The following is a 22,012-nucleotide window of genomic DNA, read 5'->3' on the forward strand; positions in this document are numbered from 1 at the left end:
TACGCCCGACCGAGCTCCTCCGTCGCCGGTCGGGCTACTCAACCAACGAACACCGTCCCTCGGTGGCCGAGTAGCGCCTGGGGGTACCTCCGAGGTGGCGCGTCAGTAGTAGACCGCGAGGGGGCCGTTCGGCCCGTCGATCACCCGCACGGGGGTGTCGAAGACGCGGGTGAGGACGTCATCGGTCAGGATCTCCTCGGGCGGGCCGAACTCGGCCACCCGGCCGTCCTTCATCGCGCAGATCCGGTCGGCGTAGTGCCCGGCGAAGTTGATGTCGTGCAGCACGATGACGATGGTGCGGCCGAGCTCCTCGGCCGCACGGTGCAGGTGCTGCATCATCTGCACCGAGTGCCGCATGTCCAGGTTGTTGAGCGGCTCGTCGAGCAGCACATACTCGGTGTCCTGCGACAGCACCATCGCCACATAGGCGCGCTGACGCTGGCCGCCGGACAGCTGGTCGAGATAGCGGTTCTCCAGGGCGTCGAGGTCGAGGAAGTCGATCGCCTCGCTGATGATCTTCTCGTCGGCGACGGTCAGCCGGCCCTTGGAGTACGGGAACCGTCCGAACGCGACGAGCTGACGCACCGTGAGCCGGGTGATGAAGTGGTTCTCCTGCCGCAGGATCGACACGATCTTGGCCAGGTCCTTCGAGGCCGTGCTGGCGACGTCGTAGCCGGCGATCTCGATCGTGCCGGCGTCCATGCCCATCAGCCGGCCGATCATCGTCAACAGCGTCGACTTGCCGGCACCATTGGGCCCGACGAGGGCGGTGATGCCCCCGCGCGGGATCTCCAGGTCGACCGGCCCGATGGCGACCTCGCTGCTGTACTCCTTGAGCACCTCGGCCAGAGTGATCACAGACGGCCCTTTCTGAGGATGACGAAGAGGAACACCGCTCCCCCGACCAGCTCGATGACGATCGAGACGACGCCATGGGCGTAGAAGACATTGCGGATGATGAAGTAGGCCCCGCTGAGCACGACGAAGCAGGTGAGCGCGGCGACCGGGAAGACCAGTCGGTGGTCGTAGCTGTCGGCGAACTGATAGGCCAGCGTCGCCACCAGGAAGCCGAGGAAGGTCATCGGCCCCACGAGGGCTGTTGAGACGGCCATCAGGACCGAGACGAGGAACAGCACCTTCATCAGCTCGGCGCGGTGGTTGAGTCCGAGGCCGATACTCGCTTCGCGGCCCAGCGAGACGATGTTGAGCCGCCTGGCGTTGAGCCACAGCAGCGCCGCGGGGACGAGGCACAGCGGGATCGCGACCGGCAGGTACTCGGTGTGGGCGTTGGAGATATTGCCGAACAGCCGCGCCGCGAGCACGTCGAACTCGCTGGGGGTGAGCAGGCGCTGCATGAAGGTCGCGATGGAGCCGAGGCCGCCGCCGATGATGATGCCGATCAGCAGCATGATCTGCAGATTCGCGTAGCGGCCCGAGAGCAGCCAGCCGTAGAGCGCCAGCGCGAAGGCGACCATGAGCGCGATCTGCAGGAGGAATTGGGGCAGGCCCTGCAAGGCGATGACCCCTGCGGCGCCGAGGAAGTACACCGCCGACGTCTGCACCGCCACGTACAGCGACTCGAATCCCATGATCGAGGGCGTGACGATGCGGTTGTTGGCGACGGTCTGGAAGCTCACGGTGGCCGTCGCCTGGCAGATCGCCACGATGGCCATGACCACGATATTGGTGGCACGCAGCTCGGCGATCCGCCAGAAGCCGGAGGTGCCGAAGGGCATCGGGTTGTCCCACGCGAGCAGCCCGAAGGCGAAGCCGACGGCGAGCAGGATCAGGACGCTCAGGACGGCCCAGTAGCGGCGGCGTGCTCGCCGGGTGCCGAGGGAGCGCGACGAACGATCGTCGACCGGAGGAGGGGCAGCGAGAGTCTCAGCCACGTCGACGCTGCCTCAGCAGGAGCCCGACGAAGACGACCGAGCCGACGATCCCGAGGATCAGCGACACCGGCACTTCGAAGGGCATGATGATCGTCCGACCGATGAGATCGCAGACCGTGACGATGCCGATGCCGAGCAGGCACACCCACGGCAGATTGCTGCGCAGGTCGTCGCCACGGATCATCGAGACGACATTGGGCACGATGAGCCCGAGGAACGGCAGGTTGCCGACCACCACGGTGACGACACCGGTGGCCACGGCGATCAGGGTCGTGCCCAGCAGTACGACGCGCTGGTAGTTGACGCCGATATTCGTCGAGATCTCCTCGCCGAGGCCGGCCACCGTGAACCGGTCGGCGACCACGAACACCGCGACGGCCACGAAGGCCACGATCCACAGCATCTCGTACTGGCCGCGGAGCACGGAGGTGAAGCTGCCCGCGAACCACACACCCAGGCTCTGGAGCATGTCGGTCTCGAGCGCCACGAAGGTGGAGATCGAGCTCACAACCGCACCCAGCATGATGCCGACGATCGGCACGATGAGCGAGGAGCGCAGCGACACCCGGCGCAGGAAGGCGAAGAACACCATCGTCCCGATGAACGCCGCGATGACGGCGCCGATCATCCGGGTGGTGATGCTGGCTCCCGGGATGAGGATCATGACCGCGAGCAGCCCGAGACCGGCCCACTCGGTCGTGCCCGTGGTGGTCGGCTCGACGAACCGATTCTGGGTGAGCAACTGCATCACGAGACCCGACATCGCCATGGCCGCGCCCGCGAGCACGAGGGCGATCGTCCGCGGGATGCGGGTGATCGCGAACATCTGCCCGCCGTCGTCGGCGCCGAAGATGTCATAGACGCCGGTGAACAGCGAGAGCACCAGCAGCAGGCCCACGACGAGGATGCCGACCAGCAGCTTCCAGTCGAAGAGCTTGCCCTTGGAACGAGCGGCCGACGGATCGGCGGCGACCTGCGATGTGCTCTCAGCCCCGCTCATCGTCCCTCCCCGTCACGTATCGAGACCACATCGCGTGATGTGGTCTCGATACGACACTCGTTCCTCCCCCGCAGGCGGGAGGTGCCCCAGTGGCTGCTCGACCACCGAAGAACATGTCAGCTGTTGGCGCCCTCGAGCGCGTCGGCGAAGTCGTTGAGGAACTTCGTGTACGTCTGGATGCCCTCATTGGTGTACGTGTCGGCGGGCATGTAGACGATCTGATCGTTCTGCACGGCGGTGACGCCCGCGAGCGCCTCGGAGTTCTCCAGGATGTCGGCGGCGGGCTCCACATCGCCCTCGCCGACGGCCGCGTCGCGATCCATCACGAGGATCCAGTCGGGATTGGAGTCGGCGATCGCCTCGACGGAGATGTCATCGCCCTGGTGGTCGTCGGACGCTCCTTCGACCTCCAACGCGGGCGTCAGGCCGAGGATGTCGAAGACCGGGCCGAGGGTGCGTCCCACGGTCGGGGCGAGGTAGCCGATCTCGCCCCCGGAGGTGTTGACGGCCATGACGCTCTGCGCGCCCTCGTAGGCGGACTGCGCGCGCTCGACGGCCTCGTCGAAGTCGTCGACGAGCTGCTGGGCCTCGTCCTGCTTGTCGAAGACCTCGCCGAGCACGGTGACCTGGCGCTTGAGTTCCTCGTCGAAGGGCTCGCCGTCGCGGGGATCGAGCTCGAGGATGGTCGCATCGGGCACGAGCCTGGCGATGTCGTCGTGGAACTGGGCGAAGCGCTGGCCGTTGACGACCAGGTCGGGCTCGGCCGCCACGATCTGCTCCAGGTCGGGCTCGTTGTGCGTGCCGATATCGATGATCGAGTCATCGGTGGTGTAGTCGATCGTGTCGGGCATCAACGAGACGGCCGCGGCGTTCAACTCGATTCCCCAGTCCGACAGGGTCTGGAAGGTGCGGTTGTCGAGGGCGACGACCGACTCCGGTGGCGAGGTGACCGTCTGCGCGCCGTTGTTGTCTTCCACCTCGACGGTGCTGCTCTCGTTCGATGCGGTGTCGTCATCGGAGTCGGCCGAGGAGCACCCGGCCAGGACGAGGGCGGACGCCGCGACGAATGAGAGCGTCGCGATCGGACGGCGGAAGGGCATCGATGTCTCCTTGGGTCGAGCTGACGGGCACGGCCGCGATCGAGGATCGATCGCTATAAGAGAGGCTAACCTAACTAGGTCGCCGGCCCGGACACCTCCCCCATTCGTCGAGCACCCACATCGCCTCTTGTGAACTAGATCACAGTGGTGCATGCTGGGCTTAGCAGAACAACTCCACAGCGACCCGGTTCCGGTACCCACGCGGCGATCTCCCGTCCCACAGGGCAGTCGTCTCGGGACATCCGCATAGCGGCCCCGCGGCGATGATTCGACGAAGGCACGCTTGGTAGCCGATCACCGGGTTAATGGCGGCGTCACCCTACGCGGGTGGCGCCGCCGCCTTGTGTGCGCCCGGATATCCACAGCCTGGACGGAGCCGACGACCGTCCACAGATGCCGGCGGAGCCCTGTCGTGGCGGCCTCGACCCTGTTTCGATCATGGTCATGCGCGAGGAGGCGATCTACCATGACGACTATGACCACCGAGATGCGAGGACTCCCCCGTGGGCGCGCGCTGACTCGGGCCGATCTGGCGGAGATGCCCGATGACGGGCACCGCTATGAGCTCCTCGACGGGGTGCTCGTCGTGAGTCCGGCACCGCGTTTCCGACATCAGGACGCGGTGGTGCGCCTCGCCCACCGGCTGTTCTCCGCCTGCCCTCCGGACCTGGCTGTCCTCACCGCGCCCTTCGACGTGGTCCTGGCCGAGGACACCGTGATCCAACCCGATCTGCTCGTCGCCGCGCGCTCCGAGTTCACCGAGCGCGATCTTCCGGGAGCACCGCTGCTCGCTGTCGAGGTGCTCTCACCCTCGACCCGCTCGATCGATCTGCTGCTGAAGAAGGACCGGCTCGAGCGCGCCGGATGCGCCCACTACTGGGTGGTCGACGCAGACGAGCCCTCCATCATCGTCTGGTCCCTCGCCGACGGGGCGTATCGCCAGAGCGCGCACATCGTCGGCGATGAGCTCCACACCTTCGACGCTCCCTTCCCGCTCGCCTTCGCTCCCGCCGACCTCGTCGGCTGAGGGTCAGCGCGAGAGCGGCGATGCCTCGGCGGCGCGGGTGGCGGCGTCGGCCGCGTAGAGCAGCCATTGATGCACCCCGGTGCCGTCACTGGACCGATAGGATTCCAGGGCGGCGAAATAGGCGGGAGCGTCGGCGACATGCCCCGCCTCCGGCACGGTGACCGAGGCCGGATCGATGCCCTTGGCCACCCAGACCAGGCGTTCGGCGGCTCGCGCCACGACGGCATTGTGCGACACGAACGCCCCGGCGTCGGCGATCTCGGCGTGCACCAGCGCGGCCACCACTAGGCCGGGCGCCTCCGTGGCCTGGCCGAGGAGTCTGGCGAGATTGGTCAGCCGGGCGACACCTTCGGGGTTGACCGGGCGACCCAGCTCGGCGTCGTCGACGCTGCCCGCCGCGGCGATCGCGTGGATGCGGGCAAGCGCCTGCACCGGCGAACGCTGCCAGGCGGGCAACAGCCCCAGCAACTCAGTCGACAACCGCACCGCGCCACGGGCGGTCGCATCTCCCGCACCCGCGGCGAGCTCGTCGACGGTGTAGGCCGAGCCCTCCAGGGTCGCGCTCGCCCAGGCGCCGAGCAGCAACGCCTGCGCGGTGTCCTCCGGGGCCGTCTTGCGCAGGCCGCGATCGCGCAGCACAGCGTCGATCCCGTCCCGGGCCGCGGCGACGGCGGACGGAACACCTTCCAACGAGGCGGCGGCGATGAACGGATCGGACACCACGGCAGCGTATCGCCATCTCAGCGGGCAGACGGACGCTGACCCACCGCACCGGAAGGGCACACCGGCGACCGCGACGGCGCGCGGGATCTGACCTGATCGGGTCACGGTGACGGTTACGATCGAAGGGTGAACCCCGTCGCTCCCGCAGCACGCGCCCTCAACTGGCTGGTCGGTGACCACCTGGCGCTCGTGCTGCACATCGGCGACGGCCCTCTCGCCTATGAGCTCGCGGACCAAGGGCACGATGTCACGATCGTCGGCGACGATGTCACCACCGTCCGACACCAGCACATCTCCTACGTCCGCTCCCAGGGCGATCTCCTGCCCTTCCGGTCGCGCAGCTTCGAGGCGGTCGTCGCGCCCGAGATCGACGACGAGGTCACCGCCCTCGGCGAGTACGCCCGGGTCTTGACCGACGACGGCCTGCTGTCGACCATTGCCCGCCGCTACGACGACTCGATCCCCTGGATGCGCAAGCTGCGCACGATCACCGGCGACCGTTCCGGCGCCATCACGCCGGTCGCCACGTTCACCGCCTCGGGGCTCTTCGGCGAGCCCGAGCGCCAGGAGTTCAACGCCTGGGAGGAACTGGACTTCCCCAACCTCATGCGCTTCGCGGAGACGACCAAGCATCCCTCGGTGCCCGGGTCCGCGCTCGGCGCGGTGCGCGATCTCTGGCGCGAGTACGGCGAGCAGACCGGATCCTTGAGACTGCGTCACGAGACGATCTGCCTGCGCGCGCGCGTCGACAAGTCGCAGCTCGCGGCCGAGCCCGACCCTCCCGACACCGTTCTCATCGACTTCCGGTGACATGACCGACCTGGCGCTCGCCGCCGTGCTCCTGGTCGCCGGGCTCGGAGCGGCTCTGCTGATCCGCTGGCGCTATCTCGGCCGGCGACGGGGGCTCGGGTCCCCGGAGGAGAGAGCCACCTACGCGACCCTCCACACGGCGTCCCTCGCGGCGCCGGCGCTGCGCGGTGGGCTCACCGCCGACAGCGCCAGCCGGGCGGTGCCACATCTGCGCGCCCTCATCGGTGCCCGGACCGCCGGCCTCACCGACGCGCAGGGGCCTCTGGCCTGGGCGGGCGAACCGGCCTGGGCCGAGACCGCACAGGCCGTCCACGACGTGCTCGACAGTGGACGGCCTCAGGCCGCCGGTGATGCCTTCGCCGCGCCGCTGACGGTGGAGGGGCGGGTCGTGGGCACCCTCGTCGTGGCCGACGACTCCCCCTCGGCCGGGCTGGCGCGGACGGTGACCGAGGTCGCTCGGTGGGTCTCGAGCCAACTCGAGCTCGCCGAGTTCGACGCCTCCCGCACAGCGCTCATGGAAGCGGAGCTGCGTGCGCTGCGGGCTCAGATCTCACCACATTTCATCTACAACTCGCTCGGAGCGATCGCCTCCTTCGTCCGGACCGATCCCGAACGAGCCCGCGAGCTGCTGCTGGAGTTCGCGGACTTCACGCGCTACTCCTTCCGCCAGCACGGCGAGTTCACGACCCTCGCCGAGGAGCTGCGCTCCATCGAGCGCTATCTCGTCCTGGAGAAGGCGCGGTTCGGCGATCGGCTACGGGTCGTGACCCGGGTGGCCCCGGAGGTGCTGAACGTGACGGTGCCCTTTCTGTCCGTGCAGCCGCTCGTGGAGAACGCGGTGCGGCACGGCTTGGAGAAGAAGGACGGCGTGGGGACGATCACGGTCGTCGCGGAGGACGCCGGGGCCGAGTGCCTCATCTGGATCGAGGACGACGGCGTGGGCGCCGAACCCGAGGTGGTCCGTAGCGTCCTCTCCGGGCACGGCGACTCCACGTCCGTCGGCCTCGCCAATGTGGACGAGCGACTGCGCACCGTCTACGGCAACGACCACGGCATCGTGGTCGAGACCGGTCCCGGGCTCGGCACCAAGGTCACGATGCGCGTGCCGAAGTTCGCACCGGGCGTCGACTGAGCCCGGTAGCCGGTCAACCTCACCGTCGCCCGATGAGGTTGACCACGTACCGCCCCGGGCCGGGAGAGGTTGACAGCGCACCGCCAAGCGCTGGGACGAGAGGACGGTCCCCATCAGCCGCCTGGCCGTAGACTCGCTGGGTGAAGTTCCTCAACGGGCAGCAGCCGACGCACGATCTGACGTACAACGACGTCTTCATGGTGCCGAGCCGATCGGACGTGACCAGCCGCTTCGATGTCGATCTCTCGGCGACCGACGGAACCGGCACGACTCTCCCGCTGGTGGTCTCGAACATGACGGCCATCTCCGGGCGCCGCATGGCCGAGACCGTCGCGCGCCGCGGTGGCATCGCGATCATCCCGCAGGACATTCCCGTCGACGTCGTCGCCGCGACCGTTCGCCGCGTCAAGGGCGCCCATACGGTCTTCGACACCCCCGTCACGCTGTCCCCGTCGATGACGATCGGCGAGGCGTTGAGCCTGATCCCCAAGCGCTCGCACGGCGGAGCCGTGGTCGTCGACGAGGGCAAGCTGGTCGGCGTCCTCACCCCCCGCGACGGCGCCGAGATCGACCGCTTCGCACAGGTGCGCGAGGTCATGCGCACCGACACGTTCACGGTCGCCGCCGGCCTCGACCCGCGTGAGTACTTCAACGAGCTCTCCGCCCAGCATGTGCCCTTCGCGCCGGTGCTCGACGGCGGGGACCTGCTCGGCGTCATCACTCGCAAGGGCGCTCTGCGATCGACGATCTACACCCCGGCCGTCGACGCCGAGGGACGGCTCCTCATCGGCGCCGCGGTCGGCATCAACGGTGACGTGCGCGGCAAGGCCGATGCGCTGCTGGACCTGGGTATCGACGTCCTCGTCGTCGACACGGCCCACGGGCACCAGAAGAAGATGATCGAGGCGCTGCGCGTGGTCGCCGATGCGCGGGACGCCTTCGCCGAGCGCACCGGGCGTCGGGTCCAGATCGCGGCCGGCAATATCGTCTCCGCCGACGGCACCCGCGAGCTGGCCGACGCGGGAGCCGACATCGTCAAGGTCGGCGTCGGCCCGGGCGCCATGTGCACCACCCGCATGATGACCGGCGTCGGACGCCCGCAGTTCTCGGCCGTGCTCGAGTGCGCCGAGGCCGCCGATGCCCTCGGCGCGAGCGTGTGGGCCGACGGCGGCGTGCGCTTCCCGCGCGATGTCGCCCTCGCCCTCGCCGCCGGGGCGGGAAGCGTGATGATCGGCTCGTGGTTCGCCGGCACGCACGAGAGCCCAGGCGACCTGAAGATCGCCTCGGACGGCCGCGCGTACAAGGAGTCCTTCGGCATGGCGTCGTCGCGCGCCGTCGCCAACCGCACACGTGACGCGGCGGGCTTCGAGAAGGCCCGCATGGCGCTGTTCGAGGAGGGCATCTCGACCTCACGGATGTTCCTGGACCCCGAACGACCGGGGGTCGAGGACCTCATCGACCAGATCACCGCGGGCGTCCGGTCGAGCTTCACCTACGCCGGTGCGCGCAGCCTGGCGCAGTTCCGCGAGCGCTCGATCGTCGGCATCCAGTCCACCGCCGGCTACGACGAAGGCCGTCCCCTGCACGCCAGCTGGTGACCCGCTCCCGGGCGGTGCATAGGCGTCCTTCCTTGCGACCGGGCGGTGGCTAAACGTCCTTCTGAAGCTGTGGAGGGACGCCTACTCACCGCCCGGCTCGCACAGGAGCGAACAGCGAGTCCCAGCGTCCGGCAAAGATCGGTGCGGGGCCTGAGTAACCGCGCTCGGCCAGCAACCGGTGAATCCGTGTCACCAGTGACCGCGGGTGCTTCTCCATCGCCGCGGTGACCTGCAGATACGCCAGGCCGATAGCGCGGAAGTCCGCGTACCGCTCGATATCCCTCGCGAACTGCCACGGATCCTCCGCATGCTGGCGACCTTCGTACTCGATCGCGAGCATCCACACGCGATAGAGCAGGTCGACGATCCCGATCTCCCGTGCACCGTCGTACACCGGTGCGTTGACATCGGGCACCGGCAGCCCCGAGAACACCAGATAGGCACGCACCCGCGACTCCTTCGGCGACCGGCTGAGCCCGTCCAGATGGGGCAGAACCCGCAGACTCTGCGCCGCACCCGGCCGCCACGACTGGGTGCGGGCGATCCAGGCGATCTCATCAGTCGTCGCATGCTCCCGATGGATCAGCCAGTCGCCGATGACGATGAGATCGAGCAGTCGCCCGGTGGCGCAGGCTTGAACGAAGGCCGCGGCGGGAGTGACACCGCGCTCGTCACAGGGCGGGAGCACCTCGGTCCGGTGCAAGAAGACGCCAGGAAGACGCAGGTGCAGGTCACCGCTCACCGTGAAGTGGATGGGGCGCGGATCGCCGATGAACAGGCCGAGGTCGTGGACGCGGCTGAGATGGCTCACGTGTGCGCGTTCAGGCAACGCCAGCCGCGCCGCCTGGATCCATCCGTGGACGTCCAGGTCAACCCCCGCGACGCGCCACACACGAGGGAATAGTCGAACGAATCGTCGACCGCGCAGCATCTTCTCGGTGACTCCGAACTCATGTGCCGTCGCGTGGGTGAAAGGCCCGGCCATGAGCTCGGGCGGGATGGGGCGTGTCATGCGACCAGTCATCCCAAGGAAATGCGAATCTGACCAGAGCCGTGTCGCCAGACTGTGGATAACCTCCACCGCACCCGACCGACAATGGGCGGTGCCTCAACGTCCATCGAGGTACGCAGATGGACGCCTACTCACCGCCTCCCACCACAGAACGGACGCTAACTCACCTGCAAGTCGCCCGGTGGGTGAGGCCGGTGAGGATGATCGAGAGGCCGCGGTCGAAGGAGGCGTCGAGGTCCGCGTCCTCGTCGATGGCGCCGACGGCGCTGGCCTGACGATGGGTCTGCGTGGACTGCGTGTGACCGAAGGTGAACAGCAACAGCGTGCGGGCTCCGTCATCGCCCACGAGATCGGCGAGCTGCTTCTCGACTCCCGAGACCCCGAGCCGGAACGCCGAGGCGGTGGCGACGACCTCGGCGCCGTCGCGCACCGCGAGCATCGAGCGCCGTAGAGCGTGGCACAGCGAACGTGCGTCGTCGCCGTCGACCTCGGACACCAGGTCATCGGCCATCAACGCCAGCAGCGTCTGCTTGTTCGGTACGTGGTGGTAGAGCGCGCTGGGCTGGACGTCGAGCTCGGCCGCGACCCGGCGCATCGAGCAGAACTCCAGCCCATAGGAGTCGAGCACGCGCAGGGCCGCGGCGACGACATCGGGGAGGCTGTTGGCCATGCGAGCATCCTATCGGGTAGCCTGAACACCGTTCAGGTGAACACTGTTCAGTTCTCGCGAGGAGACTCCATGACGACCCGCAGCCCGGTCCGTCGCCGCTCGTCGGCGGCCGACCTCGCCCTCATCACCACCTTCGCCGCGATCATCGGCGTCTGCGCGGTGCTCCCCGCGATCACCGGCGTGGCCGGGGTCCCCTTCACCCTGCAGATGTTCGGCATCTTCGTCGCCGGTGCACTGCTCGGACCGGTCCGCGGGTTCCTCGCCGTCGTGCTCTACCTGGCCGTCGCGACCGCAGGGGTGCCGATCTTCACGCAGGGCCAGGCCGGACCGGGCGTGTGGGCCGGCACCACCGGCGGCTATCTGCTCGCCTTCCCCTTCGCCGCGCTGCTGGTCGGTGCCGCGGCCGCCCTCGTGGCGCGCCGCAGCCCGGCGGTGTTCACGGTCACCGTGGCCGTCGTAGCGGCGATCGTGACGGTCGGCGTGGTCGGCACGCTCGGCACCCTCGGCATGGCCCGCGCCATGGACGTCCCCCTCGGCGTGGCCTGGGGCTATGCGACGCCGTTCTTCCTGGCCGACATCGTCAAGGGCGTGATCGCCGCCGTCGTAGCCGCGGCGGTGCACCGGGCCTTCCCCCAGTTGCTGCGCGGGTAACGTCGACCCGTGATCGAGCTGCAGAGCGCGAGCGTCGTGGTCGACTCCCCCCAGGGCCCGATCACCCTGCTCGAACCGACGAGCCTGAGCCTGACCGAGCACCGGATCGGCATCATCGGTCCCAACGGATCGGGCAAGTCGACACTGGCCCGCCTGCTCAACGGTCTGGTCCTCCCAGCGGCGGGCCAGGTGCTGATCAACGGACTCGATACCGGCCACGAGGGTCGTGAGGTGCGCCGCCGGGTCGGCTTCGTCTTCACCCACCCCGACGCCCAGCTCGTTATGCCGACACCGTTGGAGGACGTGACCCTCTCGCTACGCCGGAGCGTCACGGACAAGCGCGAACGGCGCGAACGAGCCCGCGAGGTGCTCGCGGGGATCGGGCTGGCCGACCGCGCGGAGGTGTCGGTGCACGCGCTATCGGGCGGCCAGAAGCAACTGCTCGCCCTCGCGGGGGTGCTCGCGACCGACCCCGAGATCGTCGTGGCCGACGAGCCCACCACCCTGCTCGATCTGCGCAATGCCCGCCTCGTCGCCGACCGGCTCTTCGGGCTCCGCCAGCGACTCGTGCTCGTGACACACGATCTCGACCTCGCCCGCCGCTGCGACCGGGTGCTGGTGGTCGACGACGCCCGTGTCGTGTTCGACGGTGCGTCCGATGCCGCGGTCGATCACTACATCGCCCTGGCCGAGGCCACCCCATGACCGCACCCAGAACCGAGATGGGGCGGGCATGAGCGAGCTGCTGGGCGTGTACCGCCCCGGGACGACGTTCCTGCACCGCATCGGCCCCGGACCGAAGCTGGCCTTCCTCGCACTCTGGTCGATCGCGGTCGTGATCCTGCGCGGGCCGACCGCCTCCCCGGCCTTCCTGGTCATCGCGATCGCGATCGCCGCGTGGTCCGGGCTCCACCTGCGACGGTCGCTGCGGACGATGCGCGGATTCCTCCTGATGCTCGCCCTGGTCGCGGCCTTCCAGACCTGGCAGCGCGGGCCCGAGGTCGCCATCGCGGTGGTCTCGAGTCTGCTGGCCCTCTTCCTCGTCGGCCTGGCCTTCACCGCGACGACGGCGGCCGATGACCTGCTGAGCACCGTCGAACGGCTCGTCGCTCCCCTGCGCTTCGTCGGCATCCGGCCGGAACGGATCGCCCTCGCCTTCGCGCTGGTCCTTCGCGCCCTCCCCGCCGTGCTCGATGTCGCGCGCGAGACCCGCGCGGCGGCGCGCGCTCGCGGGCTGGACCGCAGTCCGCGGGCCTTGCTCGTGCCCTTCGTCATCCGGGTCGTGGCACACGCCTATGCCACCGGCGACGCCCTCGCCGCCCGCGGCCTCGACGACTAGGCACGCAAGATGTGGTTTCGTGGCTGCTGGGAGAACCACGCCTGCGCATCCTTCGTCGGCCGTCCCCGCGCGGTCGAGGCGACAACGACCTCATGTGACTACCATCACGAGAGTGACCGCTCTGCGCACTCTCGTTGTCGACGACGAGCAACCGGTGCTCGACGAGCTCGTCTGGCTGCTCGAACGCGATGATCGCATCGCCGGCCCGATCGCCACGGCGCACTCGGGCACCGAGGCCCTGCGCCGGCTTGAGCACGGCGACATCGACCTCGTGTTCCTCGATATCGCGATGCCGGGGCTGAGCGGCATCGAGATCGCGCGGCTGCTGGGCCGGTTCACGCAGGCGCCGCAGATCATCTTCGTCACCGCCCACGACGCGCACGCCGTCGAGGCCTTCGAGCTGCATGCCGTGGACTATCTGCTCAAACCGCTGCGCCCCGAGCGTCTCCGTGAGAGCATCCGTCGCGCCGCGGCCGAGCGCGATGCCGGAGGCGATGCCGACGACACGATCGCCGTGGAGCTCGCCGGGGTGACCCGCTTCGTGTCCCGGTCGCATGTCACCTACGTTGAGGCGCAGGGCGACTACGTGCGCCTACATCTTCTCGACGGCACGAGCCATCTCATCCGCGCCGCTCTCACCTCGCTCGCCGACGAATGGCACGAGGCCGGGTTCCGGCGGGTCCATCGCAGCATCGTCGTCAACCGTGCGCACCTGATCGAGGCACGCTCGCAGGGTGGTGGAGCTTCGCTGGTGGTGCCGTCGGGTGAGGGAACCACCTCGGTACCGGTCTCGCGACGCCACCTCCGCGACCTCCGCGAGATGATCGGCGAGTTCAGCCCATGAGCGAGCCTCGGCGGGAGCGGATCACCAGCCCACTGACGAGCGCGCGGACCCATGTGCCACGCACGGTCCGCCAGGAGATCCACGAGTCGACTGGTGTGGGCGAGGTGTACGTGCGCAGCCTGGTCCGATCGCAGTTGCGCGCCGCGCTGACGGTCGTGGCGAGCGTGGCCCTGACGATCGGTCTGCTGCCGGTCGTCTTCGTGGTCTTCGGCGACCTGTCGGGGGTGACCGTCGGCGGCATCGGCCTGCCGTGGATCGTGCTCGGCATCGCCGTCTACCCGGCGGTCTTCGTCCTGGGATGGCTTTACGTCCGCTTCGCCGAGCGCGCCGAGGTCGACTTCGCCGCTCTCGTGGAGGCCTCCGCGACGGAGGAGGAGTCGTGAGCCCCGGCGCCGCGATCGCCGCGATCGTGGTGGTCACCGCCGCGACAGTGACCATCGGCGCCCTCGGCCTGCGGATCAGTCGCACCACCAGCGACTTCTATGTCGCCTCGCGATCGGTCTCGCCGGGCCTGAACAGCTCGGCGATCAGCGGCGAGTACCTGTCGGCCGCATCGTTCCTGGGCATCGCCGGTCTGGTGCTGACCTTCGGCGCCGACATGCTCTGGTACCCGATCGGCTGGACCACCGGCTATCTCCTGCTGCTCGTCTTCGTGGCGGCCCCGCTGCGGCGATCGGGGGCCTACACGATCCCGGACTTCGCCCAGCTGCGGCTGGGGTCGAGCGGGGTCCGGCTGACCTCGACCTGGCTGGTCGTGGGGGTCGGCTGGCTCTATCTGATGCCGCAGTTCCAGGGGGCCGGGCTGACCGTGCAGGCCACGACCGGCGCTCCGCAGTGGGTCGGCACGGCACTCGTCGCGGTCGTGGTGCTCGTCAACGTCGTCTCGGGAGGAATGCGCAGCATCACCTTCGTGCAGGCCTTCCAGTACTGGGTCAAGCTCACGGCGATGCTGGTGCCGCTCGCCTTCCTGGCGCTGGTGTGGCGGGCCGACGGCTCGCCCAGCCCGGTGGCCGCGGAGCAATGGTTCGCCCCGCTCGGCGCGGTCACCCCGCAGAGCCTCTATACGACCTATGCGGTCATCATCGCTACCTTCCTCGGGACGATGGGGCTGCCGCACGTGGTGGTGCGCTTCTACACCAATCCCGACGGCCGCGCGGCGCGCCGCACCACGCTGCTGGTCCTCGCGCTGCTCGGCATGTTCTACCTGCTGCCGACCGCGTACGGGGTGCTCGGACGGATCTACGCGCCCGATCTGGTGGACGCCGGACACGCCGACACCGTGGTGTTGGAGCTGCCGGGACGGATGATCGACGGGGTCGGCGGAGACGCGCTCGCGGCGTTGCTGATGGGTGGCGCGTTCGCCGCCTTCCTCTCAACCTCGTCGGGGGTCACGATGGCACTGGCCGGCGTGGTCGGACAGGGGCTGGGCCGGCGCGGACCATGGCGCGTGAGGCTCTCCGCGGTCGCTGCGCTGCGGTGGGCCGCCGCGGCATGTGTGACGGTGCCGCTCGCGCTCGGTCTGCTCGCGCAGCCCATCCCGGTCGCCAACTCGGTCGTTTTCGCCTTCGCCCTGGCCGCCTCGACCTTCTGTCCGCTGCTGGTCCTGGGGATCTGGTGGCGAGGCCTGACCGCGCCCGGTGCCGTCGCCGGGCTCGTGGGCGGCGGGCTCGCGGCGACGGCCGCACCTCTGCTGACCCTCACGATCGCCCCAGGGGGCTGGCTCGGAACACTCCTCGCGCAGCCCGCCGCCTGGTCGGTGCCGCTGGGCTTCGCCCTCATGATCGGCGGCTCCCTCCTGACGCGTTCGCGGGTCCCGGCCGATGTGAGCCGGACGATGGTGCGCCTGCACACCCCCGAAGGCCTCCGCCTCGATCGCAGCTGATCCGCGTTGAGCCGTGACGGTGGCGGTGGCGGTAGACCATCAACCTCACCCCTCCCGTGGCGGTAGACCATCAACCTGATCGGGCCTCGATGAGGTTGACCAGGTACCGCCAGCCGGCGCCGCACGTGAACGATCCGCTCAGAGCGGGCGGCGCGCCAGGCTGAAGATCTGGCCGGTCGGTCCCGCAGGTCCCAGACGCAACAGGTCGAGCACGAAGGACGCCACCTCCTCGGGCTCCTTGACGCGCTCGCTCGGCAGATGCTCCGGGGCCTCGCCGGGCTCGAAGAGATCCTTCGTCATCTCGGTCGCGACGGGCCCCGGCACCAGCTCGTTGACGGAGATCCCGTAGCGCCACACCTCCTGTGAGAGCGCCGCCGACAGGTAGCTCACCGCGGCCTTCGAGGCACCGTAGGCCGACATACCGGGCACGACGGAATGTCCCGCCCCTGATCCGACGAACAGGACCTGTCCTCCACCGGCATCCTTCATCGCCTGCACGACCGGGCGAGCCGTCAGGTATGCGCCGATGGTGTTGGTCCAGATCGTGCCGATCCAGGCGTCCGGATCGGAGCGCACCACGGTGCGCGAGGTCTCCACCCCCGCATTGGCGACCAGCACGTCGACACGGCCGAAGGCCTCGATCGTGGTGGCGACCAGTCGCTCACAGGCCTCGCGGTCGTCGACATCACAGCCGACCGCCGCCGCCTCATGGCCTTCCGCACGCAGCTGTTCGGCGATTCGCTCCACCGCATCGACGGAGCGCGCCGCCAGCACGACGCACATGCCGCTACGAGCGAGCACCTCCGCACAGGACCGGCCGATTCCCCGGCTCGCCCCCGTGACGATCGCCACCTGACCCTCTGGGCTGCTCACACGACCCCTCCGTTCGCGATCCGAGTGCCGGCCGTGCCGGCAGTGGGGTGATCGGCGACCACACCCTCGTCGACCAATGTCACGATGTCCGCCGGCTCGTATCCCAGTTCGGTCAGCAGCGACCGTGTGTGCTCGCCGACGGCCGGCGCAGGGACCCCGCCGAGAGTCGGCTCGAGGGTCGACATGCGGTACGGCAACCGGATATAACGGCCCGGCGTGCCGGTGGGAGCGCGGTCGAACCGGCCCACGACGCCGAGCCGCTCGACCACCTCGTCGCCGACCATCCCGTCGTAGTCGCGGACCGCGCCGGCCACCAGCCCGTTGCCGGTGAGCCGCTCCACGCACTCATCGGTCGTCATCGCCGAGAACGCATCGTCGAGGACCTCATGCAGGAGCGACCGATGCGCGACCCGGGCCTCCACCGTCGCGAGCCGCTCATCGGTGACCAGGTCGTGTCGGCCGATGAGCTCGCAGAGCCGTGCCCAGTGTGGCGGCGTGTAGGCCGAGAGCACCACGAAGCCGTCCTTGGTGCGGATCAGGTCGGCGGCCGGAGCCGCACCAGGTTGCCCGTTGCCGCTGCGGACCGGGGCGCGCCCCGTCACGAAGTACTCGGTCACATTGGGCGGCCTGGATGTTGACCGCCGTCTCGATGAGCGACAGCTCGATGTCGGCCGCGGTGCCGCCTCGTTCGCGGTCGTAGAGCGCAGCGAGGATCGCCTGAGCGGCAGCCTGCGCCGTGGCGACGTCGACGACGGCGAAGCCCACCCGCTGGGGCTCCCCCGCGGCCTCGCCGGTGATCGACATGATGCCGCTCTCAGCCTGCGCGGCGATGTCGAGACCGGCGCGGCGAGCGTCCGGACCCTCCGCGCCGAAGCCGCTGATCGACACATAGATCAACCGAGGATTGCGTTCCCGCAGCCCGGCGGCGTCCAAACCCATCGCCGCCATCGCCGAGGGACGTAGGTTCTGCACGACGACATCGGCATCGGCGATCAGCTCGGCCACCACCGCTCGGCCGCGAGCCGTCGAGAGGTCGACCGCGAGCGAGCGCTTGCGCCGGTTGTAGGCATGGAACATGCCCTGACCGAAGGACCCGAGGTGGCGCGTGGCCTCACCACGCAGCGGCTCGACCTTGACGACATCAGCGCCCAGATCGGCGAGTACCGAGGTCGCCCCCGGGCCGGCGATGTACTGCGTGACGTCGACGACGCGGACCCCCGCCAGCGGACCGCTGCCGGTTCCAGCATCGCGCGTCATTCGGGCACCACCTCCACGAGCGTGCGGCCCGCGCGACGGGCGCGCATCGAGAAGACCGCCTGGGCGACGAGTCCGAGGACCAGCAGCACCCACAGGACCGCGGCGATCGGACTCGTGACGAAATACGTCACGTCGCCCTGGCTGATGAACAGTCCTTCACGCAGATACCGTTCCGCGAAGGGGCCGAGGATGAGCCCGAGCGCGAGCGGCGCCATGTGGTAGCCGTAGTGACTGAGCACATAGCCCAGCACGCCGGCGAGCACCAGCACGATGACATCGAGCATGCTGCTGTTGAGCGCATAGGTGCCGACGATCGAGACCACGGTGATGACCGAGATCAGGATGCTGCGCGGGATCTGCAGCAGGCGCACCCACACGCCGATCAGCGGCAGGTTCAGGATCACGAGCACCACATTGCCGATGTACATCGACGCGATGACGCCCCAGAAGATCTCCGGATGCTGGACCGACAGCAACGGCCCGGGCGTGACGCCCTGGATCATCATCGCGGCCACCATCAGCGCGAGGACCGGCGTGAACGGGATGCCCAGCGACAGCAACGGCACCATGCCCGAGGTGGCTGCCGCATTGTTGGCGGCCTCCGGCGAGGCGATGCCCTCGATCGCGCCCTTGCCCAGTTGATCGCGGTTCTTGGAGAAGATCCGCTCGAACTTGTAGGCGACGAAGGTCGAGACCGTCGGCCCGGGGCCGGGCAGCAGACCGAAGATGAAGCCGGTGATCGTGCCCCGTCCCCACGGCGCCCAGGAGCGGCGCACGTCCTCGCGGGTCGGGCGCAGGTCGCGCATCCTGACCTTCTGCGGCGTCGGCAGGCGGGCGTCGTCGGCGACGAGGCGCATCACCTCGGCGATGCCGAACACGCCGACCGCCACCGCGACGACGTCGATGCCCTGCGCGAGCGCCGGGATGCCGAACTCGAGGCGATTGGTGCCCGAGACGGCGTCCATGGCGACCGTGCCGAGCGCGAGCCCGATCACCATCGGGATCAGGCCGCTCGCGAGGCTGCCGCCCATGATCCGCACCAGGAAGATCAGGCCGATGACCGCGAGGGCGAGGAACTCCGGCGGACCGAAGTTGATCGCGAACTCCGCGACCGGCGGGCCGATCCAGGTGACGAGGATGACCGCGACGGTGGCGGCGATGAACGAGCCGATCGTCATGATGAACAGCGCCGCTCCGGCACGCCCTTGTCGGGTCAGCTGATAGCCGTCGACCGTCGTCATCACCGAGCTGGTCTCGCCGGGGATGTTCAGCAGCACGGAGGTGAGGGAGCCGCCGTATTGCACGCCGTAGTAGATCGCGGCGATCATGATGAGCCCCGCTACGGGGCCGAGGGTGAAGGTCAGCGGCAGGAGCACCGCGGCACCGGCCGTCGGGCCGAGCCCGGGCAGGACGCCCACGATGGTGCCGGCCAGGCAGCCGATGAGCGCGGCGGCGAGGTTCTCCGGCGTGAGCACGACCTCGAAGCCGTAGATGAGCTGCTGCAGGATGTCCATCAGATCAGCTCATCGAGGACGGAGGCCGGCAGGTAGACGTCGAGCAGGTCACGGAAGATCAGCGACGAGACGACCGCGAGCACGGCACCGGTGAGCAGGGCCTTCCACCAGGTTCGCTGGCCCGCGGCCCAGCTGACGGCCGTGCCGGTGATGAGCGCGCTCATCAGATAGCCGAGGGTTGGCAGCGCGATGATGCCGACCAACATCGCGGCGACGAAGATCCACGGCTTCGGGTCGGCGGAGACCGGGGGACTCGCGACGGCCGTCGCGGAACGCCGTTCCTCGACGAGGCCCGTCGCTCCGGCGAGGATCGCGAGCACGCCGACCACGAGGGGGTAGAGGCCCGGGCCCGGATGGGCGAGGTCGCCGCGCTCGACACCCCAGCTGGCCGCCACGAGCCCGAACCCGCCGAGGACGGTGACCGCCGAGATGATCATGCGTCCTCGGTTGCCCCTCCCCTCGGGCGCGCTCGGGGAGGCGGTCTCCAGCGGTTCGGCCGTCATCACTGCTTCCCGCCGAACTGCTCCATGATCTGCTCGTACCGGCTCTGCAGCTCGCTCATCGCCGCGGAGCTGTCGTCGATATCGAGGTAGGAGACCGGGAAGCCGATCTTGGCCATCTGATCGCCGAAGTCGCCCTTGGTCGCCGTCTCCAGCGCCTCGCTGAGCTTGTCGGCGACCTCGTCGTCGATACCGGCGGGGGCCAGCATGACGAGCTGGGCCTTCGGGATGAGATCGGTCGGCACGTCGATGGACGCCAGGGTCTCGGCATCCTCGGCGCCCTCGGCGGGCTCGTCGCCCATCGTGCCGGCGATGACGAGCTTGCCGGCGTCCACGAATCCCTGGGCGACCGGCACGGTCGTCATCGCGAGCTCGACCTGCCCGGAGGCGACGGCCTTGTTGATCTCGGCGCCGCCGCCGGTGATCGGCACCGGCACGATGTCGATGTCCGCCGCCAGGGCGAAGGCCTGGGCAGTGAGGTCATTGGAGCCGCCGGTGCCCGGGTGGGCGATGCGGATCGTGCCGGGGTTCTGCTTGGCCGCGTCGACGATATCGGCGAGCGACTGGTACGGGCTGTCCGCGGAGGCCACGATCACGAAGCGCGAGGGCGCGACGCCCAAGGTCTCCACGCCATCGGGCCCGTAGGGCAGGTCTTCGTTGATGATCGGCTGCAGGACGATATTCGAGTCGGTCGCGACGCCGATCGAGTAACCGTCCGCCTTCGCCTTCGCGACCTCGCCGACGCCGATGGCGCCGCCACCGCCCTCCTTGTTGACCACCACGACGGAGGTGTCGAGCTCCTGCTCCAGGGCCGTGGCGAGCAGCCGGCCGGCGGTGTCGGTGCCGCCGCCCGGCGCGTAGGGGATGGTCAGCGTGATCGACTTGGTCGGATAGTCGCTCTCGGAGCCGCCGGTGCTCGTGGCACAGGCGGCCAAGGCCAGGGAGCCGATCGCGAGGGCCGAGCCGAGAGCGAGGCCGCGGCGCAGGGATGAGGTCATGTCGGTGATTCCTGTCGGTGAGGGGACTACTGGTCGATGCGCTGGAGGGCGGCGGTGGCGTCGCGCTCCAGCGAGTTGATGATCGAGCGGACATCGGTGAGCTGGTCGAAGTAGGCGACGCTCTGGCCGGCCTCGGACTTCAGGAGCGGCTCGACGTGGTGGCGTTCGACCGCGCCGAGGAAGTCGCCGACGAGGATGTCCTGGAAGGGCATCTTCAACGGCGTGGGCGCGGCTTGGGCCTCCCACTCCTCGGTCCAGGCGGTCTTGATCTGACGTAGCGTCTTGCCGCTGTCGGCCCGTGAGCGGATCGTGTCGGCCGAGCCCGCGGCCTCGAGCTTGGCCCGGACCACCGGGTCCATCCCGTGTTCGCGGGTGAACAGCCAGGCGGTTCCCATCCAGACTCCCGCGCCCCCGAGGGCCAGTGCGGCTGCGATGTGCTCGCCACCGGCGACGCCGCCGGCCACGACCACGGGGACATCACCGGCGAGCCGGACGATCTGCGGCACGAGGGCGAAGGTGCCGATGTCTCCGGTGTGGGCACCCGCCTCGTACCCCTGCGCGACGAGCATGTCCGCCCCCGCGGCGAGCGCGCGCTCGGCGTGCTTGGGCGCTCCGACCAGGCTGATGACGGTCTTGCCGTGCTCCTTGGCCTCGGTGACCTTCGCCGGCGGCGAGCCCACGCCCATCGCCAGGATCGCGACCGGTGAGGCGAGGATCTCGGCGAACTGTCGGTCGGCCATCTCCTCGGACCGCACGAACCGCGAGCGGGTGCCCGGCAGTCCGTCATCGGGCACGCCGTACTTGTCGCGCAGGCCGGTGACGAAGGCCCGATGCTCCTCGGGGATCGCGGCCTCCATCTGCGCCCGGTCATCGGTCTCGGGCATGCCCTGGGGCAGGACGAGGTCGATGCCGAAAGGCCGCCCGTCGGCCTGCTCGGCGAGCCAGGCGAGGCCGTCGCGGATCTCCTCCGGCGTGCTGCGCGTCGCTCCCCACACCCCGATGCCACCGGCCGCGGTCACCGCGGCGACGACCTCGAGGGAGTGGGAGAAACCGAAGATCGGGATCCGGGCGCCGAGACGCTCGCAGATCGTGGTGTGGAGGCTGGATGCATGGACGTGGGCTCCTTGGATGGGGTGCTCCGAGTAGCGTCCATCACACTCGTCTAGGCTTCAATCTGTTACTAGTGCCAG

At 69.3% G+C, this 22,012-nt stretch carries 24 protein-coding genes; 10 read left to right on the forward strand and 14 right to left on the reverse strand.

Going from position 1 to position 22,012, the window contains the following annotated elements:
• Positions 1–102: 102 nt before the first annotated feature.
• From FNM00_RS06640 to FNM00_RS06655, 4 genes are all read right to left on the reverse strand, one after another.
• Positions 103–858 (reverse strand): iron ABC transporter ATP-binding protein, encoded by a 756-nt coding sequence (locus FNM00_RS06640; RefSeq protein ID WP_143912668.1) that lies wholly within the window; start codon positions 856–858, stop codon positions 103–105.
• Positions 855–1,892, reverse strand: a complete 1,038-nt coding sequence (locus tag FNM00_RS06645) for an iron chelate uptake ABC transporter family permease subunit (RefSeq protein ID WP_143912669.1) — start codon at positions 1,890–1,892, stop codon at positions 855–857. The genes FNM00_RS06640 and FNM00_RS06645 overlap by 4 nt, the downstream gene beginning before the upstream one ends.
• The gene (locus FNM00_RS06650; protein WP_143912670.1) at positions 1,885–2,892 is read right to left on the reverse strand and encodes an ABC transporter permease; all 1,008 of its coding nucleotides are present in this window, start codon (positions 2,890–2,892) and stop codon (positions 1,885–1,887) included. Before FNM00_RS06650 ends, FNM00_RS06645 begins: the two co-directional genes overlap by 8 nt.
• 116 nt (positions 2,893–3,008) lie before the next feature.
• Positions 3,009–3,992: a siderophore ABC transporter substrate-binding protein gene (locus tag FNM00_RS06655; RefSeq protein WP_143912671.1), complete on the reverse strand. Its 984-nt coding sequence runs from the start codon at positions 3,990–3,992 to the stop codon at positions 3,009–3,011.
• A gap of 475 nt (positions 3,993–4,467) precedes the next feature.
• Between FNM00_RS06655 and FNM00_RS06660 the strand changes: the two genes are divergently transcribed.
• Positions 4,468–5,019 (forward strand): Uma2 family endonuclease, encoded by a 552-nt coding sequence (locus FNM00_RS06660; protein ID WP_246065100.1) that lies wholly within the window; start codon positions 4,468–4,470, stop codon positions 5,017–5,019.
• Positions 5,020–5,022: 3 nt separating this feature from the next.
• On the opposite strand, the gene FNM00_RS06665 is transcribed toward FNM00_RS06660, so the two are convergent.
• Positions 5,023–5,739, reverse strand: a complete 717-nt coding sequence (locus FNM00_RS06665; protein WP_246065101.1) for a Fic family protein — start codon at positions 5,737–5,739, stop codon at positions 5,023–5,025.
• 129 nt (positions 5,740–5,868) lie between these two features.
• Here FNM00_RS06665 and FNM00_RS06670 point away from each other — a divergent pair, with 129 nt between their 5' ends.
• The 3 genes from FNM00_RS06670 to FNM00_RS06680 all read left to right on the forward strand — a co-directional run bounded on the left by FNM00_RS06670 (position 5,869) and on the right by FNM00_RS06680 (position 9,282).
• On the forward strand, positions 5,869–6,552 hold the full coding sequence (locus FNM00_RS06670; protein WP_143912673.1) for a class I SAM-dependent methyltransferase: 684 nt from the start codon (positions 5,869–5,871) through the stop codon (positions 6,550–6,552).
• A gap of 1 nt (position 6,553) precedes the next feature.
• The gene (locus FNM00_RS06675) at positions 6,554–7,684 is read left to right on the forward strand and encodes a sensor histidine kinase (protein WP_143912674.1); all 1,131 of its coding nucleotides are present in this window, start codon (positions 6,554–6,556) and stop codon (positions 7,682–7,684) included.
• Between the two features lie 140 nt (positions 7,685–7,824).
• Positions 7,825–9,282, forward strand: coding sequence for a GuaB1 family IMP dehydrogenase-related protein (locus FNM00_RS06680; RefSeq protein ID WP_143912675.1), 1,458 nt, complete (start codon positions 7,825–7,827; stop codon positions 9,280–9,282).
• An 85-nt stretch (positions 9,283–9,367) separates the two neighbouring features.
• On the opposite strand, the gene FNM00_RS06685 is transcribed toward FNM00_RS06680, so the two are convergent.
• Both FNM00_RS06685 and FNM00_RS06690 read right to left on the reverse strand, forming a co-directional pair.
• Positions 9,368–10,294 carry a hypothetical protein gene (locus FNM00_RS06685; protein WP_143912676.1) on the reverse strand — a complete coding sequence of 309 codons (927 nt, stop codon included), beginning with the start codon at positions 10,292–10,294 and terminating at the stop codon, positions 9,368–9,370.
• A 163-nt stretch (positions 10,295–10,457) separates the two neighbouring features.
• Complete coding sequence (locus tag FNM00_RS06690; RefSeq protein ID WP_143912677.1) at positions 10,458–10,964, reverse strand: TetR family transcriptional regulator; 507 nt, start codon at positions 10,962–10,964, stop codon at positions 10,458–10,460.
• A gap of 69 nt (positions 10,965–11,033) precedes the next feature.
• Between FNM00_RS06690 and FNM00_RS06695 the strand changes: the two genes are divergently transcribed.
• From FNM00_RS06695 to FNM00_RS06720, 6 genes are all read left to right on the forward strand, one after another.
• A complete protein-coding gene (locus FNM00_RS06695) occupies positions 11,034–11,615 on the forward strand; it encodes a biotin transporter BioY (protein ID WP_143912678.1) in 582 nt (193 codons plus the stop codon).
• Between the two features lie 9 nt (positions 11,616–11,624).
• Positions 11,625–12,320 (forward strand): energy-coupling factor ABC transporter ATP-binding protein, encoded by a 696-nt coding sequence (locus FNM00_RS06700; RefSeq protein ID WP_143912679.1) that lies wholly within the window; start codon positions 11,625–11,627, stop codon positions 12,318–12,320.
• 28 nt (positions 12,321–12,348) lie between these two features.
• Complete coding sequence (locus FNM00_RS06705) at positions 12,349–12,954, forward strand: energy-coupling factor transporter transmembrane component T family protein (protein ID WP_143912680.1); 606 nt, start codon at positions 12,349–12,351, stop codon at positions 12,952–12,954.
• 112 nt (positions 12,955–13,066) lie between these two features.
• A complete protein-coding gene (locus FNM00_RS06710; RefSeq protein WP_246065102.1) occupies positions 13,067–13,798 on the forward strand; it encodes a LytR/AlgR family response regulator transcription factor in 732 nt (243 codons plus the stop codon).
• Positions 13,795–14,181, forward strand: a complete 387-nt coding sequence (locus FNM00_RS06715; protein WP_143912682.1) for a DUF485 domain-containing protein — start codon at positions 13,795–13,797, stop codon at positions 14,179–14,181. Before FNM00_RS06710 ends, FNM00_RS06715 begins: the two co-directional genes overlap by 4 nt.
• Positions 14,178–15,680: a sodium/solute symporter gene (locus FNM00_RS06720; RefSeq protein WP_143912683.1), complete on the forward strand. Its 1,503-nt coding sequence runs from the start codon at positions 14,178–14,180 to the stop codon at positions 15,678–15,680. Before FNM00_RS06715 ends, FNM00_RS06720 begins: the two co-directional genes overlap by 4 nt.
• A 138-nt stretch (positions 15,681–15,818) precedes the next feature.
• Here the strand turns inward: FNM00_RS06720 and FNM00_RS06725 are convergent, their stop codons facing one another.
• Genes FNM00_RS06725 through FNM00_RS06750 form a run of 7 tightly spaced genes read right to left on the reverse strand, consistent with a single transcriptional unit; the run spans position 15,819 to position 21,952 of the window.
• Complete coding sequence (locus FNM00_RS06725; RefSeq protein WP_185973022.1) at positions 15,819–16,553, reverse strand: SDR family NAD(P)-dependent oxidoreductase; 735 nt, start codon at positions 16,551–16,553, stop codon at positions 15,819–15,821.
• On the reverse strand, positions 16,550–17,068 hold the full coding sequence (locus tag FNM00_RS18990; RefSeq protein WP_425456800.1) for a CoA transferase: 519 nt from the start codon (positions 17,066–17,068) through the stop codon (positions 16,550–16,552). The genes FNM00_RS06725 and FNM00_RS18990 overlap by 4 nt, the downstream gene beginning before the upstream one ends.
• Entirely contained in the window at positions 16,989–17,810 is an 822-nt protein-coding gene (locus tag FNM00_RS19195) for a CoA transferase (RefSeq protein WP_425456801.1), read from the reverse strand. The genes FNM00_RS18990 and FNM00_RS19195 overlap by 80 nt, the downstream gene beginning before the upstream one ends.
• Positions 17,807–19,324 (reverse strand): tripartite tricarboxylate transporter permease, encoded by a 1,518-nt coding sequence (locus tag FNM00_RS06735; RefSeq protein WP_143912685.1) that lies wholly within the window; start codon positions 19,322–19,324, stop codon positions 17,807–17,809. Before FNM00_RS06735 ends, FNM00_RS19195 begins: the two co-directional genes overlap by 4 nt.
• Positions 19,324–19,827, reverse strand: coding sequence for a tripartite tricarboxylate transporter TctB family protein (locus FNM00_RS06740; RefSeq protein WP_143912686.1), 504 nt, complete (start codon positions 19,825–19,827; stop codon positions 19,324–19,326). Before FNM00_RS06740 ends, FNM00_RS06735 begins: the two co-directional genes overlap by 1 nt.
• Positions 19,827–20,822, reverse strand: coding sequence for a Bug family tripartite tricarboxylate transporter substrate binding protein (locus FNM00_RS06745; protein WP_143912687.1), 996 nt, complete (start codon positions 20,820–20,822; stop codon positions 19,827–19,829). Before FNM00_RS06745 ends, FNM00_RS06740 begins: the two co-directional genes overlap by 1 nt.
• A 26-nt stretch (positions 20,823–20,848) precedes the next feature.
• On the reverse strand, positions 20,849–21,952 hold the full coding sequence (locus tag FNM00_RS06750) for a nitronate monooxygenase (protein WP_143912688.1): 1,104 nt from the start codon (positions 21,950–21,952) through the stop codon (positions 20,849–20,851).
• Positions 21,953–22,012: the final 60 nt, after the last annotated feature.

It is taken from the genome of Aeromicrobium piscarium (genome assembly GCF_007421815.1).
In the GTDB taxonomy this organism is placed as follows: domain Bacteria; phylum Actinomycetota; class Actinomycetes; order Propionibacteriales; family Nocardioidaceae; genus Aeromicrobium; species Aeromicrobium piscarium.

What these genes read in the sequence shown, in the direction of transcription:
- FNM00_RS06650 (WP_143912670.1), bottom strand. Translation starts at nt 2,892, where the DNA reads ATGAGCGGGGCTGAGAGCACATCGCAGGTCGCCGCCGATCCGTCGGCC.
- FNM00_RS06655 (WP_143912671.1), bottom strand. Translation starts at nt 3,992, where the DNA reads ATGCCCTTCCGCCGTCCGATCGCGACGCTCTCATTCGTCGCGGCGTCC.
- FNM00_RS06660 (WP_246065100.1), top strand. Translation starts at nt 4,468, where the DNA reads ATGACCACCGAGATGCGAGGACTCCCCCGTGGGCGCGCGCTGACTCGG.
- FNM00_RS06675 (WP_143912674.1), top strand. Translation starts at nt 6,554, where the DNA reads ATGACCGACCTGGCGCTCGCCGCCGTGCTCCTGGTCGCCGGGCTCGGA.
- FNM00_RS06685 (WP_143912676.1), bottom strand. Translation starts at nt 10,294, where the DNA reads ATGACACGCCCCATCCCGCCCGAGCTCATGGCCGGGCCTTTCACCCAC.
- FNM00_RS06690 (WP_143912677.1), bottom strand. Translation starts at nt 10,964, where the DNA reads ATGGCCAACAGCCTCCCCGATGTCGTCGCCGCGGCCCTGCGCGTGCTC.
- FNM00_RS06695 (WP_143912678.1), top strand. Translation starts at nt 11,034, where the DNA reads ATGACGACCCGCAGCCCGGTCCGTCGCCGCTCGTCGGCGGCCGACCTC.
- FNM00_RS06705 (WP_143912680.1), top strand. Translation starts at nt 12,349, where the DNA reads ATGAGCGAGCTGCTGGGCGTGTACCGCCCCGGGACGACGTTCCTGCAC.
- FNM00_RS06715 (WP_143912682.1), top strand. Translation starts at nt 13,795, where the DNA reads ATGAGCGAGCCTCGGCGGGAGCGGATCACCAGCCCACTGACGAGCGCG.
- FNM00_RS19195 (WP_425456801.1), bottom strand. Translation starts at nt 17,810, where the DNA reads ATGACGCGCGATGCTGGAACCGGCAGCGGTCCGCTGGCGGGGGTCCGC.
- FNM00_RS06735 (WP_143912685.1), bottom strand. Translation starts at nt 19,324, where the DNA reads ATGGACATCCTGCAGCAGCTCATCTACGGCTTCGAGGTCGTGCTCACG.
- FNM00_RS06740 (WP_143912686.1), bottom strand. Translation starts at nt 19,827, where the DNA reads ATGACGGCCGAACCGCTGGAGACCGCCTCCCCGAGCGCGCCCGAGGGG.
- FNM00_RS06745 (WP_143912687.1), bottom strand. Translation starts at nt 20,822, where the DNA reads ATGACCTCATCCCTGCGCCGCGGCCTCGCTCTCGGCTCGGCCCTCGCG.